Genomic DNA, 15,154 nt, shown 5'->3' with positions numbered 1-15,154 from the left:
GCGACGCAGACTTAATCCGATGCCCCAGGCCAGTGTGTCAGCACCGATAGCGACGACGCGCGTCGCCAGTACAGCAAAAAGCAACGTTGCGGCATCCATCCTTTCATGCAAAAGGAACAGGATGACGAGTTCGCGCACGCCTAAACCAGCGGGTGCTCCGGGTGTCAACATGCCTATCAGCCATGCGATAACGTACGCTGCGCAAAGTACTACCCAGTCATGCCCTGCCGTTGCTTCCTGGGGTGCATGAATGAGGACCGCCACAAGAAATGTGAGCCCAGAGAGCGACAGATAGATCAGATACAGTGACAGCGCCTTAGCCAACGAAGGACCCATGTGGCGCCACGCTGCCAACACTGCCGCCCCCAAGATCAGGGCCACGCCGACGCTCCACACATGAGCTGCCCCCAACGAAGGCAGTACCAGGGGGGCTGCAAACAGACTCAGCAACGCTCCGGCCACGCCAACGAGAACCAGTTCAAGCAGCGAAGCTCGCACCAGCACACGAGCTGGCAGACCTGCCGCCATGCCGATGGCCTGGCGGCCGGCGTAATGAAAGATGTTGCCAGGCACATACCGGGCAACGTGTGTCGCCGCATAAGTCGCGACCGCCCAGCGCATCGGAACTGGCGAGCCGCTGTCAAAAAGGATAGCCCGCCACGCTATGCCCAGACAGGCGTTCATTCCGACCCCGACAATGATGAGGCAGGTCAGGGCTACCCATTCCCTGGGCGCCACGTGGTCGAGATCGACCGAGGCCCCGTAGCGGCGCAACTGAAGCACGACAAAAACAACACCAAGCAGCGCGAGCATTGTTCCCGCCACGTAGGTGAAGCGCTTCCAGCAAATCCATTGAGCCGGCACGTCAGTCGCGCCGCTTGCAGAGCAGCATCGTCCACGGGATGGGTGTTCTGACGTCGACGATATCGAAAACCTGTTCGACCATGTTGCGAAAGGACCTGGCTGACCAGTGCTGGATGTGTCCCGGAGTATTTCCGTAGTCGAAGACGTATTTGCCGCGGACCATGTTGAGAATCCGCCAGAGCGGCTCTCGTGGCACGCTCAGGATCACATATCGGCCGACAATGGAATGAAGGGCCTGTAGACCACGCAACGGATCGTCGATGTGCTCCAGCACTTCGCAGCAGACCACGAGTTCATTGGGATCCTTAGTACGATGAATGTTGTAGATATTCGAGACTTCGAAGGTCGACGCCGGCAGGGCAAGGTGCGCGGTGTTCTCGCGGGCCAGGGCGACTACCTCGGCCGAAATGTCGCAGCCTGCCGAGACATACCCCTTGGCGTGCCAGCGGGCGACCCAGTAGCCCTCTCCGCACCCTACCTCATAGATTGACGAGGGCCTTGTGCGGGCAACCAGTTCGTCCAGCGCGCCGTGAAAACCATTCATAAGCCACTTCACCACAGGGTTCCGCGAGCCGTATTTATCGAAGGTGTTACCGAGAACCAAACCGTTCTCATCGACTACACCGGCTGCGACCTTGTGTTTCATGTCGCTCCTCCGTCCTTTGCATTGCTATCGCCCGCAGCGACCGTTTTGTAGCGAATGTCTTCCAACAACCGCCGGTTCGCGGCAAGCAGATCTGCGATGAAGGCGATTAGCATCGTCTGGAATCCCATACCCAGGAGCAAGGCCGCAAGGATCAACGACTGGATATGTCCCGCTCCGTCGCCTTGCGCGTATTTCGCCAGGAAACGAATGCCTGGAACGAGACCCGCCAGGAAAAAAACGGCGCCGATCGATGCAAAAAAACGGAACGGTCGATAGACCACAAAGATACGGACAATCGTCACGGTGCTACAGCGAACGTAGGACAGGATACTTCGGACGAGCCTCGATGGCCGGAGATCGGCGTTGACCCTCACCGGAACCGACGCCAGGGCCATGCCTTTCTGACCTGCCTGAATGATTGTCTCGAGTGTGTAGGTGTAACGGCTAAAGACCACGAGCCTCTGCGCTGCCTGCCGGCTGATGGCCCGGAATCCGCTGGGGGCATCCGTTACTTCAGAGCCGCTGGCCATCCGGACCACACAGCTACCTAGCGACTGCAGGAGCTTCTTCACCGCGGAGAAGTGCTCAATAGAGGAAATTGGACGCGCGCCGATGACTATATCGGCCTGACCGGCCATGATGGGTGCAGTCAGTGCAGGGATATCCTCCGCACAGTACTGGTTGTCAGCGTCAGTATTGACGATGACGTCGGCTCCCAGGCTAAGGCAGGCGTCGATGCCGGTAGTAAATGCTTTGGCTAGCCCCTGGTTACGAGGATGCCTGACGATGTGATCCACACCGTGGGCGCGGGCTACTTCAACCGTCCCGTCGGTACTGCCGTCATCGACGACCAGCCACTCGACGCTATCGAAGCCTGGGACACGGCGCGGCAGCGCCGCCAGCGCAATAGAGAGCGTAGCTTCCTCATTCAAACAAGGAATCTGGATTATTAGTTTCATCAAAAATGCCTTGCCCGCGGCATCTCTGAACTCCCTGCGAGCACAGTACCAGAAACTATTAACGTTTGATGACAACAAGGGGTTGACGCTGGCAGGGCTGGAAGCCTCGCGGTCTGCGCCCATGGGCCCAAATCGGCAATTAGGGCCGTTATGGACCCAATGACGGATCATTCCGCGCTGCATCAAACGCTAGTTTGAAGTTTCGCTAGAATGGGGAGTCAACTCCGGGGCGTCCGCGGCTCGGCGGCTGCCCCAATGCACAGGAACCCCCGAATGAAGATTCTGGTCGGCTACAAGCGCGTCGTGGACTACAACGTCCGGATCCAGGTAAAGCCCGATGGCACGGGTGTGGTCACGGACGGCGTGAAGCTCTCCGCCAACCCCTTCGACGATATCGCCCTCGAAGAAGCCCTGCGCCTGCGCGAAAAGGGCTTAGCCGAGGAAGTCATCGTCGTGGGGATTGGCCCCGCGGACCTGACCGCCCATCTGCGCAACGGCCTGGCCATGGGCGCCAACCGGGCAATTCACGTTCAAACGGCCGATGTCATATCACCATTGACAGCCGCCCGCACGTTTCTGAAGCTCGTCGAGAAGGAACAGCCGGGCCTGGTAATCCTGGGCAAACAGGCCATCGACGACGATGCCAACCAGACCGGTCAGATGTTGGCAGCCCTGTGGGATCGCCCACAGGCCACCTTTGCCAGCAAGGTCGAGATCGCCGGCGGAAAGGCCACGGTCACCCGCGAGGTGGATGCGGGCCTGGAGATCATCGAGGCTGATCTTCCCGCCGTCATCACCACGGATCTCCGCCTTAACGAGCCGCGCTTCATCAAGCTGCCGGACATCATGAAGGCCAAGTCCAAGCCGATCGACGTGATCGAGCTGGGCGCACTGGGCGTGGATGCGGCAGATCACATCAAGACCGTTCACTATGCCGCCCCTCTCAAGCGCAGCAAGGGCGTGATGGTCAAGGACGCCGCCGAGCTCATCGCGGCCCTCAAGCAGAAGGGTCTGCTGTAAGGCAGCCGACCGGAGAATCGACATGACCAAGATCCTCGTAATTGCCGAACATCTCGACGGCAAGCTCAACGGCGCCACGGCGCGCGCCGTCAGCGCCGCCTCCGCCGTGAAGCCCGACGCCGTCGACATTCTCGTGCTGGCCGATGCGCCGGAAGCCATCGCGGCGGAAGCTGCGAAAATCGACGGCGTCACCAAGGTGCTGACCATCGCCCGGCCCGAAAATGCCCATGCGCTGGCTGCCACCCTGGCCCCTCAGATTGCGGCTGCCGCCGGTGGGTACAGCCATGTCTTCGCCCCCTCCACCACCTTTGGCAAGGACCTCGCCCCGCGCGTGGCCGCTCTGCTGGGCGTATCACAGGTCAGCGACGTAATGAGCGTGGAGGGGCCGCACAGCTTCAAGCGGCCGATTTACGCGGGCAACGCCATCGTGACTGTGGAAGTTGATGCGAACTCCATCGTCGTCGCTACGATCCGTACCGCCTCGTGGCCGGCCGCCGCGTCGAACAGCTCTGCACCGATCGAAGCCCTGGACACCAACGCCGTCCTGCCCTCGCACACCCGCTTTGTCGGATTGCAACAGGGCAAGAGCAACCGCCCCGACCTGCAGGGCGCGCCCAAGGTCGTCTCCGGCGGCCGTGGTGTAGGGTCGAAGGAGAACTTCGAGGTCATCTATAAGTTCGCCGACAAAATTGGCGCAGCAGTGGGGGCTTCACGCGCCGCAGTCGACGCCGGCTATGTGCCGAACGAGATGCAGGTCGGGCAGACCGGCAAGATCATCGCGCCGGAACTCTATATCGCCATCGGCATATCTGGAGCCATCCAGCACCTGACCGGCATAAAGGATGCCGGCACGATCGTCGCCATCAACAAGGATGGCGACGCGCCGATCTTCGAGGTTGCAGACTTTGGCCTCGTGGGAGACTTGTTCAAGATCCTGCCGGAACTGGAAGCGGCGCTCTAAGCGCCTCGTGCACGATGTGAACCCAGTTCCGCCGATATTTCCCACCAAGCGCGTGACCGCAGGAGCGGTCATGCGCAACCAAGTGGGAGACATCCTGATCGTGAAACCCAGCTACAGGGAGGGGTGGCTGCTGCCAGGCGGAGTATGCGAGCTTGACGAAGCCCCTTCGGCAACGCTCACCCGCGAAGTCCACGAAGAGCTAGGCATAGAAGTGGTCATCGAAGCACTGTTATGTGTCGATTATCTTTCTGCGCACGCCAACTATGGGGAAAGCGTGCACTTTCTCTTCCGATGCGAAGCGATAGCAACGGAGCAGCTAAAGCAGATTCGTCTACCCGAGGATGAACTCGTGGATTTTCGGTTCTGCTCCGATACCGACGCGTACGATCTTCTCGTTCCGTCCGTCGCGCGGAGGCTACGTTCCTTGGCGCGAGCAGATAGTGTCTCGACCGTCTATCTAGAGAATGGGGCGCCCCCGCTGGGTTGATGCCACTTACATGCTTAGCTCTTCGTGGTGACCAATCAGGCTTCCCTTCGGCGTGCGACGACGAACATGATGTCGAATAGATTCATTGTCAGTGAAAGGTTGAAGATGCGCCACTTGGCGAGTCGACGATAGAGACCACTCCAGCCGAGGCGGAGGTCGAGGACAAAGTGCAGAATCGACCGAAGATCACGCGCGTTGCCCGGATGACTGACATGGATGACATCGAAGCCATGCCTATCAAGCAGCTTGCTCAACGTCTTGACTGAGAAATAATGCATATGCGTCGGGGGATGGATCATTCGCCAGCGTCTGCCCCGAAACCGGGCGTTCAAACTTGCTATATCTCCTGTTGTTATGGCGATATAGCCTCCCGGATCGATATCTCTGCTGGCCTTTTCAATAAACAGGTCAGGTCGAGGCAGGTGCTCGATGGTATCCCACATGGTAATCACGCCGATGCCTGTAGGCGGCGTGTACTCACTATAGCTGCCAGTAACCGCATCTACCTGCTTTTCATTCCGCGCATGCTGTGTCGCTTCGACCGAAATGTCGATGCCACTGGCTGCCGCGACTTCACCTTTGACCTCGTCGAGGAAGAAACCGTATGCGCAGCCGATTTCGAAGATCCTGCGCTGACGCAGGCCGGGGATCAGTGTCTTCAGCGTTTCAATGCGACGGCGAAAATTGAACTTGAGACTGCCTTCCTCAGACACGTAGTTGCGGTACTCGTTCCCGTGGAAGTAGTCCTCCCCGTATAGGGCATTCAACTCTGCTTCGGAAATAGTCAGGTCCGCCGTGATGAAGCCACAAGCTGTGCACCGCTTGAGGCCGGGTAGGCGACTTGGGCCATACCCCGACGAACACACGAGGCAAGTACCAGCAATTGGAGCTGACAGGATGGTATCCGGCGACTCTTGGCTCGCAGGCGTATCTAATGCGGACATCGGAATCAATACCTTGCACGGTGGAATAAGCCACGCGGAAGGATCTACAGATATTGCGGCCACCATGACCCGCCATGGTGCGAGTTGACATCTTCATGACAACTCTGTGCCTGGCGGATCGCACGCAAGCCGACATGCGGCGCCGCAACGACCCCCTCCTCCTGCCCCCATCATACCTTACGACATCGTAATTTCCAGCGGAGGCCATTAAGGCCTCAAGCAGTTCAACCTCGCAATTGGGATAACTTGCGAACCGGTCAGCCCCCGACAGCGGACCTCGCCAGGACCGCGACCCCCGAAAAAATCAGCAAGACACCAATCAGGCTTGCCACGGTAAGTGTCTCACCAAGAAAGGCAATGGCGCAGATCGTGGAAAACGCCATGGTCAGCCCCACGGCTGTCGGGTAGGCGATCATCAACGGTGAACGCGACAAGATAACCATCCATGTAAGGAAACTGCACACGTACATGCCCCCACCCAGCGCGACCATCGCTGCGGGGCTCAACCAGTCGTGCCCCTGAGAAATGGCAACCTTGAGTGCCGGAAGCGCGCGTTTTGCCACCACCATGCCACCTACGCTGAGAAGCGTATAGGCAGCAAACAGGATCCACGTCGCGATGAAAGGCATCAGCCACTTACTCCCGGATCTATACGTTTCTCAAAGGCGATCATCGAGAGTCTTTCCGGTTTCACGGTGGGCGAAGTTAGGTATCACCGACTGGATCGCTTCGACAATCTTCGATTTCTCAATGGGACGATCGGTACGACTCACAGCATCCTCGAACATGTCGAGCAAGCCGGCGGAGAGCGACGCGCTTGGGACATGTCGAACCGCTCCAAGCGTGTCCAAACCGGAAGCTATGGCCGATTCACCGTGGCCAACGAACTCCTCGTAAGGCTTCTCGCCGCTGGTATCCAAGGGCGTGAGTAGGAGCGGCCAACGCTTCTCGGCTGCAAGTGCTTCGACGGCACCGCGCGCGAGGACCTCGTCATCGAAGATTTCCGCACGATACCCCATCGCCTCAAGCACACGCTCAGCCACACCCTGCAGCGGCTGCAGTTGGCTAACCGGATCCAACCGGGGGAAAAGCACGTTCTGATCATTACCCAACAACGAAGAGAGTAGGCAAATTTGGCCGGATTCCACTTGCGACACGAAGTAACGGCGAGTGTCGCGCGGGGCAGCGAACGGCTGGCGCTTTGCTAATCTGGTGAGAAAAGATTGCAACAGACTGCCATTCGAGAACGCCACGTTGGCGAAACGGGCCGACGTCGCGACGGCTCCGCGGCAGAGCGAAGAATCGAAAACCACATCCTCCATCAACCGTTTACTTGCGCCCATCAGACTGGTTGGATTAGCGGCCTTATCGGTAGAGACCGAGAAGTACCGCTTACCGTGACCAAACTGAAGCAACCAGCGACGAAACCGGACGTGACGAACGACATTCGTGTCCAACATCTGAAGGAGGGAATAAATGTCTTTCTCAGAGCGAACGTGCTTGAGCGCGGCAAAATTGAGTACGAAATCGTAGGGTGTGGTCTCCGCCAGGAAGCGCCCCATGATGGGCGAGCCGTAGTCTATTGGCAGCGCCCTGAAATCATCGACGTGGAGGCCTTTCGGCTGACTACGCAGATCGCGCACCAGTTCAGCAAGATAGTTCTCGCTTTGGTCGACCACGTGCAACGACTTGGGGCGTAACGTGGCCAGGAGCATCGTGGTTGCCGAACCGATCGTCCCACCACCTCCGACGACCAATATCCGCGCACCATGCGCCATCTCTCGTAGATCGTCTTCGCGCGCTATCAGGTCGGCCTCGAACTGCGAACGATCGCGCTGCAGAACCACTGCGTCGAGCGCATCGACCCGTGTGGAAAGAAGATCAGACATGCCGATTGTCTCCGTTGTTCGAATCATCCCCGGGCAAGCTGCGTCGGGCGATGAGGTATCGAGGACGCTGCTTCACCTCGTCAAAAATCTGGCCCAGGTACTCACCAAAAATGCCCATGAAAAAGAGTTGCACACCACCCAGAAAAGTGATGAAGGTGACGAGTGTGGCCCAGCCGGGCACACGCGAGGGGCCCAGGATGTAGTCGATAACCGCAACAATGCCGAAAAGCATACTCAAAGACGCGATTGCCAGACCGGTTATCGTGCAGATCCGCAAAGGCATCTTCGAGAAAGAGCTAATGCCCTGCAATGCGAAGTTGAACAGGATCGACGTCCGATAGTTGGAAACCCCGAACTGCCGCTTCTCCGGTTGAAATTCGACATAAGCGATGTTGTAGCCGATCCATGTCACCAAGCCACGCAGGAAGACATTCCGTTCCTTCAGCTGGTCGCGGAGTACCGATACGACGCGCCGCGAGATCAGCCGGTAATCGGCAGCGCCCGCCTTCAAGTCGATCGACCCAATACCGGAGATGACCTTGTAGAAAAAAGCCGACGTGGTGCGCTTCAGGAAACGGGTTTCTTTTCCATCCTGGCGCAGCGTCTGGACGATATCGGCACCAGACTCCCAACGTTCGACCAACGTGGGGATAAGTTCTGGAGGATGCTGTCCGTCACTGTCGAGCATGATTAATGCGTCGGCCACACACGCGTCGATACCGGCTATCAACGCCGCCTGGTGTCCGAATCGACGTGACATGACAAGAACCTCAACGTCATGGCTGCGTGCGGCAAGCTCGAGAAGGATATCCTCAGTGAGATCACCCGCGGGATCGACTGCGTAGATAAACCCGAATCGATAGCGCTCGCGAAGGGGTTCGAGCGCCCTGGTCAGACGGTCGTGGAAGATCAGAATGCCTTCTTCTTCGCGGAAGACGGGACAAAGAATCTGGATGGTCTTCATTCCAAAGGATCCTTGAACCAAGCGCGGATGCCAGAGCGCAAATCGTGCTTCGGTTGCCACCCGCAGTAATCACGAATCGCTGTGGTGTCGGCGACGACGTTGGGAATTTCGTTAGGACGAACCATCCCACGATCCACGATCGGCTTGACCACGCCAAGAACCGACATGGCGGCTTCCACCACTTCGAAAACCGACCATGAAGTTCCATGGCCGACGTTGAATACATGGAACCCATCGCCTGGAACCGAGGCTATGAATGCCTCGACGGCATCGTCCACAAACAGGTAATCGCGGCGCGGCGTGAGATCCATCAGTTCGATACTTTCGACGGACGGATCGAGTAGTTGGTCGACTATACGAGTCACTAGAAATCGATCCGATTGCCCTGGCCCATAGACGTTGAACAGACGGATGGCGGTCACCGCCATGTCATAGGACGAGGCATACCAGCGGCAGGCCTCTTCAGCCATCCATTTTGAGAACGCATACGGATTGTTCGGTCGCATGGGGTGCGACTCATTGATCGGCAGCCGCTCCGGAATACCGTAGGTGTACGCGCCCACGTAGGTAAGCGACACGCGAGATTCGCGGCATTGTTCCAGGACGCGCACCGTTCCATGCGCATTGACCAAATGGAAGCGCGACGGATCATTCCATGCATCGAGCACACCGGTCTCGCCTGCCAGATGAAATACATGGCGAACGCCATCGATCGGAATCCGGTCGGAGAGCAAATCAAAGCCCTGAGAGCGCCCCAGTGGCACGACGTCATAGCCGCCTACGCGCAGGCGTTCGACCAAGTTTCGGCCGAGGAAGCCGGACGCGCCCGTGACGACGACACGATCGCCTGCCTTGAGCTGTTCGGTCATGTAAGGTCCATGCCCTTGCTGAGTTCCGGCCAATCATCGATCGCTTTCTGGTAGTCGTCAGGTCGACCGATATCGAGCCAGTAACCCGTGTGTTCGACGATGTCGACGGGCTGACCGCGGTCAAGATACCCGAGAACGAGATGATCGAATCCAAAAGGAACGTTTTGCGGGATCACATCGAGCACCTCGCGCGAGACCGCATAGACGCCCATGCTGACGAGGTAATCGATCTTCGGCTTCTCTTCGAAGCCGTTCAGCCTTGCTTCGCCATCGACGTGCAGAACGCCGTAATCAATATGCTGTGTGCGACGTGCGGCTGAGATCGTGAAGAGGCTCTTCTTCCTGGCGTGAGAGGCTAGAAATTCACCATAGTTCACGTCACTCAGGATGTCGCCATTCATCACGAGGAACTCCGAAGGGAGGTCGTCGATCAGCTTGAGCGGGCCCATCGTGCTGAGAGGCATGTTTTCGAGCGAATAGTCGATCTTCAGGTCCCACTTTGACCCGTCGCCAAAGAAAGCTTTGAACAACTCGGACTGGTGGTTGACTGCGAGCGTGATGTGCTCGAAGCCAAAGGACCTGAGTTGGCGAATGATGACTTCGAGAATCGGGAATTCACCGATCGGCATCAGGGGCTTCGGAAGCACCACGGTGTAGGGGCGCAGGCGGGTACCTTTTCCACCGGCAAGAATGACTGCTCTCTTCATGACGAGACTCGCTGCTGTGTGTTTGCTCTTCGGCGCCGCCAAATCCACGGTGCTAGAAGCAGGACGACGGCAAGGCCTGTTAGGGCCGCACCGACATAGAAACTCTTTGGCCTAAAGCTTAGCTCAACCTCATGACGACCGGCTGGTATGAGCACACCCTGGATCACCCCATCCACCGGAAATATCCGCGCCTTGACGCCGTCTATGCGAGCTACCCATCCTGGATAGAAAAGTTGGCTGATTACCAGCACTTGGCTACCGCTACCTTCGACGATGGCGCGGAAGGTCGACGGCGAACGAGCGACCGAGCCAATACTGCCCGGATCCCGACACGTCGGGACCGGTGTGGCATGCCCCCGCTCAAGAAGAGCTGTCCGGTGTACTTCGAAACGCGTCTCATCGGGAAGACTCCCGCCGGCGAGTACGGCCTTCAGTGCCACGTCGTCAAGGACCCGAACCGAACAGGCAAGCCATTGCAGCGGGGGCTGTGCGTCGCGTCTGGCCAGTGCCACGGCAGGATTGGAGTAATCCATGGTGAGTCCGGGAAGAATTGGCGCGACCGGCGTGATACGACCTGTGGAATCGACAAGTTCGATGCGCCGAATACGCAGCGCGATGTGACGCTGACCCACGAGTTGGATCTTCAATGCATCGATGTCGACGTCCTGCCCCCCGCCGAGGTCCACCTCCGTTACGTAGTCATGTCCCGGAGCTTCAGGCGCGTCGAAGGAGGACGCTACGGTAGCTCTCTGGTGCTTCGCCGCCAACCCGGGGCGGTCGATCGCCCACTCGGAGGTATCGATGCCAGCGCGAATTGGCACGGAGCCTGTGCGTCCGGATCTGGAGGACCAGGAAGCACTGGCTACGGACTCGCCTTGATCGACGTCGGTCGAACACGCCATATGGGACACGACGCGAATGCGAGCACCACGTGCGCCTGGGGGAAACGCGAAACCCGCTTCGTATGGCGGGGAGGACTCCCCCCCACAGCCCCGGTTGATCAGCGCTTCGTCGAAAAGCGGGCCGCGCGGCGAACGCGCAAGCCACCCCACCCCTAAGATGTCCGGTAGTGGAGAGGCGCCAAGATCGAACCGAGGATGACCTGTCGTATCCAACTGGGCGTAGTAGTCTGCGCGCCGCGGCAGCAACGGCCCGTAGTTACTCGCCAACGGAATACCGAAGGCCACGTTCACCTGTGGCGAAAATGGACTGTACGTTACCAGGCTGGATGGCACGGGCATGACCCGCGTACCACTTGCCCGCACCGCTGCAACCTGGGCTTGGGTCGCAGGTGAAACGGCAATCGCATCCGTGGAAAGCGTCGCGAATCGCCATTCGTAGAAAAAGCCAAATGTTGCCAGGTCGGCGGTCACCAGCACGAAGGCGGCTAACGCGAAACCGCGGCGGCCGACTCGTACCCATGCAAGCAACAGCACCATTGCAAGTATGGCCAAGATGCAGGGTACGTAGACGGACGGATTGTGCAGAATTGACACGAATGGGTGCCCCGATGCATCGCCCGCGTGTTGGCCCGACACAGGGCGCATTCGCGCCACGCAGACCACACCGCCGGCCATAACCAAGGCCATCCCGATTACCGCGGCAATGGCATCTCGCAGAAGCACCCGCCGGTTGCGGATTTCTGCGACCGCCCACGACGCCATTACGGCGACGGCCAGGATGAACACCAGCCCATAGCGGCCCTGCGCACGGAATGAACCCAGGACAGGCAGGTGGTAAACCAGGCGCCCGACGGGTGTATAGGCACCCATACTGACGAGCAATGCCATAACGGCGGTTCCACCCCAGAACACCACGGCAGGGCGGCGCCATCCTGTGATCACGGCAAGAAGGGAGAACAGTACCGGTCCCACACCCGCGTAGAAGGCGAGCTCAGTCAGGTTCCATGGCCCGGTATAGGGCCCATAAAACGTTGCCGGATGCGTACCGAACAAGCCTGGAAACAGGCCGAGTAACAAGGTTCGCGGCAATTCGGAGAACGTGTCGAAATCTCCCAGCGACCACCCCGCGCGAATCCCCTGGCCCGCCAATTCCGCGAATGGAATCACCGAGATCGCTGACAGCATCAAGCCGAAGCCGAATATGGCCGGAGCAGAGGCCGCAACACCCAAGAACGCGCGGCGTTGGAAGATAGCCGTTGCCGTGAGGAACGCCCAGAAGGCCCCGGCGAGCGCGAAGCCGATGACGGATATTTGAGGATGGCCGCCGAGCAGACTGAGGCTAACAGCCACCGCGCCGACGCAGACCGATGGCCAACGCAATCGATCGCTGCAGCCCTGAAACGCCCAAAGAACCCACGGGATCCAGCACGCGGAATGAATAATTGTCGCGTGGCCAAGGTGAGCCATCATGAATCCGCTTCCGCTCGCGATCATCGCGCCGATGATCGCCCCTGAGCGCGACGACGTGAGGCTGGAGAGGAAGGCGTAGCACCCTACTGCCATGATCACGTAAGCGCTGATGACGAACGAGTTGTATGTCGGCAGGAGCAGCTTGGGGAGATAATTCGCCTGTACTTGTAAATCCGCTTCGACGGGATAGCCCAGCAGAAGCTGATCGGATATCAGCGCCCAGGGCTTGTGAAAAAAGGGAAAATAGGAAATCGAGGCGTCGCCGGGCGCGAGGACGGCACCGTCAAGCCAAACCGGGGAAAAGTACAGGGCATAGAAAATGCAGAAAAAAACCGTCGCGAGAAATAGCTCGCCAGCGAAACCGCTACCGGCAACGACGAGGCGACGATATTGGATGTGCTGCTGCATGAGCGTCCTGCATGGATACGATCAGGGTGGCGATCGGCATAATGATAAAAACTTGGCGTAATGCTCTTGTACCGGATAACGAAGCACGCGGTCGTCAACGCCCCGCTTCGTACATCCAACGTAAGGTCTCCCTCAATGGGATGACCTCGAGCGGACCAACCAGCGAGAGAAGCTTCGAGTTGTCGCCGGTCAAGCGAGGCACTTCATTGCGTCGCACGAACGCTGGATTTACTGAGACTTCGATATCGTAGCCGGCGATATCCTGCATCATCGCGACGACCTCACTGAGAGACACCGAGACGCCGGAACACAGGTTGACGACCTCTCCCGGCACTTCGGCGTCAAGCAGTCTCGTGTACGCCTCGGCGACGAATCGGACGTCCTGGAAATCGCGCGCGACATCGATGTTGCCCAGTTCGATGCGGCGTTCGCCGCGAACGAAATGTTGGACGATCTTGGGCAAAAGAAAATTCTCCGTCTGCCCCACCCCGGTGTAATTGAAGGGTCGGGCCAGGGTGATCGGCAGGCGATCCATCCAGAGCCTCGCCATGTACTCCATCGCCAGCTTGCTCACCGCATAGTCGTTGGCGGGCATAGGCGGTACGCTTTCGTCGATCATTCCGCGGCTGCTGTTGCCATAGACATTGGCGCTGCTAGCCAAAAGCACGGCACGCGGCACCTCATCAAGCGCCGCCAGTGCTTCGAGCAAATGCTGTGTACCGACGATATTCGTACGATAGAAAGCATCGGCATCACCGTGGGCGACAAATGCGATCGCCGCCAGATGCACAACGACCTGCGGCCGGATTCGAGCCACCGACGCACGAACCGCGTCCCGGTCGAGCAGATCGATCGTCGAGCCATCCTCCGCCAACAACCCGTGCACTTCATAACCTGCCGTTTCCAGCGAGGAAACGACATAATTACCGGTGAAGCCGCGATGGCCCGTGACGAGCGCGCGCTGTTCCAATCCGTCAGAACGACGCATTGCGCTCGTTCCGTCGAAGATCTGCCTCGACCATCATCCGGCACAGTTGTTCCAAGGTGGTCTTCGGCTTCCAACCCAGCTTCGCCTCGGCCTTCGAGGGATCGCCGATGAGCAGCTCCACTTCGGCGGGCCGATAGAATTTTGGATTGATCGACACGACAACCTTACCGGTCTCGACGCAGGTACCGGTTTCGTTCTCTTCCTTACCCTTCCATTCGATCGTCATGCCGACCGCAGCAAACGCCAGCGTGACGAAATCACGGACCGTTTCCGTTCGGTTGGTTGCCAGCACGAACGTGTCCGGTTCGTCTGCCTGCAGCATGCGCCACATGCCCTCGACGTATTCTTTCGCATAGCCCCAATCGCGCTTGGCATCAAGATTGCCGAGTTCCAGCTTGTCCAGTTTGCCAAGCTTTATCTTTGCCACGGCATCAGTGATCTTCCGCGTCACGAACTCCCGCCCGCGCAGCGGCGATTCATGGTTGAACAAAATACCGCTCGAACCGAAGATTCCGTACGACTCGCGGTAATTCACTGTGATCCAGTGTGCGTAGAGCTTGGCAACGCCATACGGGCTGCGCGGATAGAAGGGTGTATCTTCCTTCTGCGGTACAGCCTGGACCTTGCCGAACATCTCGGAGGTCGACGCCTGGTAGAAGCGGCTCTTTGGGTTGATGGCCCGAATTGCCTCAAGCAGATGCAATGCACCGACCCCCGTGATCTGTGCCGTCGTCGTCGGCTGATCGAACGACACCCCGACAAAGCTCTGGGCGGCCAGGTTGTAGACTTCGTCGGGGCGGGCCTGCTCCATGAGGCGAAGGCTCGAGCCGAGATCGGTCAGGTCATACTCGACCAATTCCAGGTTCGGATGGTTCTGGATACCGAGCTCCTCGATACGCCAGAAGTTCGTCGAACTCGTGCGGCGATACGTGCCGTGCACCTTGTAGCCCTTCGCAAGCAGCAAGTCGGCAAGATACGCACCGTCCTGTCCAGAAATCCCCGTCACCAGAGCAGTCTTCATAGCAAATTCTCTATTATTGGATCGATGTGTTTTTGACGAGGCAACCGCACGCAGC

Annotated in this window: 15 protein-coding genes; 3 read left to right on the top strand and 12 right to left on the bottom strand. The window is 58.7% G+C overall.

Annotated elements, in window-relative coordinates:
- From ACPYOD_RS08605 to ACPYOD_RS08595, 3 genes are all read right to left on the bottom strand, one after another.
- Positions 1 to 813: hypothetical protein (locus ACPYOD_RS08605; protein ID WP_481301323.1), on the bottom strand; the 813-nt coding region annotated here is incomplete at its 3' end.
- Between the two features lie 52 nt (positions 814 to 865).
- Positions 866 to 1,510, bottom strand: coding sequence for a class I SAM-dependent methyltransferase (locus tag ACPYOD_RS08600; RefSeq protein WP_481301322.1), 645 nt, complete (start codon positions 1,508 to 1,510; stop codon positions 866 to 868).
- Complete coding sequence (locus tag ACPYOD_RS08595) at positions 1,507 to 2,592, bottom strand: glycosyltransferase family 2 protein (protein WP_481301321.1); 1,086 nt, start codon at positions 2,590 to 2,592, stop codon at positions 1,507 to 1,509. The genes ACPYOD_RS08600 and ACPYOD_RS08595 overlap by 4 nt, the downstream gene beginning before the upstream one ends.
- A gap of 150 nt (positions 2,593 to 2,742) precedes the next feature.
- On the opposite strand from ACPYOD_RS08595, the gene ACPYOD_RS08590 reads away from it, so the two are divergent.
- From ACPYOD_RS08590 to ACPYOD_RS08580, 3 genes are read left to right on the top strand one after another with little or no spacing between them, the layout of a single operon-like run.
- Positions 2,743 to 3,489, top strand: a complete 747-nt coding sequence (locus ACPYOD_RS08590; protein ID WP_481301320.1) for an electron transfer flavoprotein subunit beta/FixA family protein — start codon at positions 2,743 to 2,745, stop codon at positions 3,487 to 3,489.
- Between the two features lie 22 nt (positions 3,490 to 3,511).
- On the top strand, positions 3,512 to 4,450 hold the full coding sequence (locus ACPYOD_RS08585; protein WP_481301319.1) for an electron transfer flavoprotein subunit alpha/FixB family protein: 939 nt from the start codon (positions 3,512 to 3,514) through the stop codon (positions 4,448 to 4,450).
- Complete coding sequence (locus ACPYOD_RS08580; protein ID WP_481301318.1) at positions 4,332 to 4,937, top strand: NUDIX domain-containing protein; 606 nt, start codon at positions 4,332 to 4,334, stop codon at positions 4,935 to 4,937. Before ACPYOD_RS08585 ends, ACPYOD_RS08580 begins: the two co-directional genes overlap by 119 nt.
- 35 nt (positions 4,938 to 4,972) lie before the next feature.
- On the opposite strand, the gene ACPYOD_RS08575 is transcribed toward ACPYOD_RS08580, so the two are convergent.
- From ACPYOD_RS08575 to gmd, 9 genes are all read right to left on the bottom strand, one after another.
- Positions 4,973 to 5,881, bottom strand: coding sequence for a class I SAM-dependent methyltransferase (locus ACPYOD_RS08575; RefSeq protein WP_481301317.1), 909 nt, complete (start codon positions 5,879 to 5,881; stop codon positions 4,973 to 4,975).
- A gap of 257 nt (positions 5,882 to 6,138) precedes the next feature.
- Positions 6,139 to 6,510 carry a DMT family transporter gene (locus ACPYOD_RS08570; protein WP_481301316.1) on the bottom strand — a complete coding sequence of 124 codons (372 nt, stop codon included), beginning with the start codon at positions 6,508 to 6,510 and terminating at the stop codon, positions 6,139 to 6,141.
- A 30-nt stretch (positions 6,511 to 6,540) separates the two neighbouring features.
- Positions 6,541 to 7,770 (bottom strand): polysaccharide biosynthesis protein, encoded by a 1,230-nt coding sequence (locus tag ACPYOD_RS08565; protein WP_481301315.1) that lies wholly within the window; start codon positions 7,768 to 7,770, stop codon positions 6,541 to 6,543.
- Positions 7,763 to 8,734 (bottom strand): glycosyltransferase family 2 protein, encoded by a 972-nt coding sequence (locus tag ACPYOD_RS08560; RefSeq protein ID WP_481301314.1) that lies wholly within the window; start codon positions 8,732 to 8,734, stop codon positions 7,763 to 7,765. The genes ACPYOD_RS08565 and ACPYOD_RS08560 overlap by 8 nt, the downstream gene beginning before the upstream one ends.
- On the bottom strand, positions 8,731 to 9,603 hold the full coding sequence (locus ACPYOD_RS08555) for an NAD-dependent epimerase/dehydratase family protein (RefSeq protein WP_481301313.1): 873 nt from the start codon (positions 9,601 to 9,603) through the stop codon (positions 8,731 to 8,733). The genes ACPYOD_RS08560 and ACPYOD_RS08555 overlap by 4 nt, the downstream gene beginning before the upstream one ends.
- Entirely contained in the window at positions 9,600 to 10,310 is a 711-nt protein-coding gene (locus ACPYOD_RS08550; RefSeq protein ID WP_481301312.1) for a sugar phosphate nucleotidyltransferase, read from the bottom strand. The genes ACPYOD_RS08555 and ACPYOD_RS08550 overlap by 4 nt, the downstream gene beginning before the upstream one ends.
- A complete protein-coding gene (locus ACPYOD_RS08545) occupies positions 10,307 to 13,090 on the bottom strand; it encodes a hypothetical protein (RefSeq protein ID WP_481301311.1) in 2,784 nt (927 codons plus the stop codon). The genes ACPYOD_RS08550 and ACPYOD_RS08545 overlap by 4 nt, the downstream gene beginning before the upstream one ends.
- Positions 13,091 to 13,184: 94 nt before the next feature.
- On the bottom strand, positions 13,185 to 14,078 hold the full coding sequence (locus ACPYOD_RS08540; RefSeq protein ID WP_481301310.1) for a GDP-mannose 4,6-dehydratase: 894 nt from the start codon (positions 14,076 to 14,078) through the stop codon (positions 13,185 to 13,187).
- On the bottom strand, positions 14,065 to 15,099 hold the full coding sequence (gene gmd, locus ACPYOD_RS08535; protein WP_481301309.1) for a GDP-mannose 4,6-dehydratase: 1,035 nt from the start codon (positions 15,097 to 15,099) through the stop codon (positions 14,065 to 14,067). Before gmd ends, ACPYOD_RS08540 begins: the two co-directional genes overlap by 14 nt.
- Positions 15,100 to 15,154: the final 55 nt, after the last annotated feature.

The sequence above is a fragment of the Luteibacter sp. HAY1-4A genome (assembly GCF_056755355.1).
This window is presented reverse-complemented; position numbering and strand designations above follow the sequence as displayed.

What these genes read in the sequence shown, in the direction of transcription:
- ACPYOD_RS08565 (WP_481301315.1), bottom strand. Translation starts at nt 7,770, where the DNA reads ATGTCTGATCTTCTTTCCACACGGGTCGATGCGCTCGACGCAGTGGTT.
- ACPYOD_RS08575 (WP_481301317.1), bottom strand. Translation starts at nt 5,881, where the DNA reads ATGTCCGCATTAGATACGCCTGCGAGCCAAGAGTCGCCGGATACCATC.
- ACPYOD_RS08570 (WP_481301316.1), bottom strand. Translation starts at nt 6,510, where the DNA reads ATGCCTTTCATCGCGACGTGGATCCTGTTTGCTGCCTATACGCTTCTC.
- ACPYOD_RS08545 (WP_481301311.1), bottom strand. Translation starts at nt 13,090, where the DNA reads ATGCAGCAGCACATCCAATATCGTCGCCTCGTCGTTGCCGGTAGCGGT.
- ACPYOD_RS08585 (WP_481301319.1), top strand. Translation starts at nt 3,512, where the DNA reads ATGACCAAGATCCTCGTAATTGCCGAACATCTCGACGGCAAGCTCAAC.
- ACPYOD_RS08560 (WP_481301314.1), bottom strand. Translation starts at nt 8,734, where the DNA reads ATGAAGACCATCCAGATTCTTTGTCCCGTCTTCCGCGAAGAAGAAGGC.
- ACPYOD_RS08595 (WP_481301321.1), bottom strand. Translation starts at nt 2,592, where the DNA reads ATGGGCGCAGACCGCGAGGCTTCCAGCCCTGCCAGCGTCAACCCCTTG.
- gmd (WP_481301309.1), bottom strand. Translation starts at nt 15,099, where the DNA reads ATGAAGACTGCTCTGGTGACGGGGATTTCTGGACAGGACGGTGCGTAT.
- ACPYOD_RS08600 (WP_481301322.1), bottom strand. Translation starts at nt 1,510, where the DNA reads ATGAAACACAAGGTCGCAGCCGGTGTAGTCGATGAGAACGGTTTGGTT.
- ACPYOD_RS08590 (WP_481301320.1), top strand. Translation starts at nt 2,743, where the DNA reads ATGAAGATTCTGGTCGGCTACAAGCGCGTCGTGGACTACAACGTCCGG.
- ACPYOD_RS08540 (WP_481301310.1), bottom strand. Translation starts at nt 14,078, where the DNA reads ATGCGTCGTTCTGACGGATTGGAACAGCGCGCGCTCGTCACGGGCCAT.
- ACPYOD_RS08580 (WP_481301318.1), top strand. Translation starts at nt 4,332, where the DNA reads ATGCCGGCACGATCGTCGCCATCAACAAGGATGGCGACGCGCCGATCT.
- ACPYOD_RS08550 (WP_481301312.1), bottom strand. Translation starts at nt 10,310, where the DNA reads ATGAAGAGAGCAGTCATTCTTGCCGGTGGAAAAGGTACCCGCCTGCGC.
- ACPYOD_RS08555 (WP_481301313.1), bottom strand. Translation starts at nt 9,603, where the DNA reads ATGACCGAACAGCTCAAGGCAGGCGATCGTGTCGTCGTCACGGGCGCG.